Source organism: Thioclava arctica (genome assembly GCF_040892615.1).
Classification (GTDB): Bacteria; Pseudomonadota; Alphaproteobacteria; order Rhodobacterales; family Rhodobacteraceae; genus Thioclava; species Thioclava arctica.
The window spans coordinates 1-243 of record NZ_JBFRYC010000077.1; the positions used below are offsets into that span (position 1 = coordinate 1).

1 protein-coding gene is annotated in these 243 nt (G+C 56.8%); it reads left to right on the top strand.

The genetic code is table 11. The annotated features are described in order from the left end of the window. On the top strand, window positions 1-243 hold a 243-nt coding region (locus tag AB4874_RS19990), incomplete at both ends, for an IS3 family transposase (RefSeq protein ID WP_368393324.1).

Consider the following 243-nt stretch of genomic DNA (forward strand, 5'->3'; position numbering starts at 1 on the left):
TTCGCAGTCAGTTCAAAGTTTCAGAGCGACGGGTTTGTCGCGTTCTGGGCCAGCACCGATCCACACAACGTCGATTGCCACGTGGGCGTGCTGACGAAGAACGCTTGGTCGCTGATATGATCGAATTGACGCGCCAGTATGGCCGATATGGCTACCGCAGGGTTGCGGCTTTGCTGAGAGAGGCAGGCTGGCAGATCAACGACAAGCGGGTTGAACGCTTATGGCGACGTGAGGGGCTTAAAG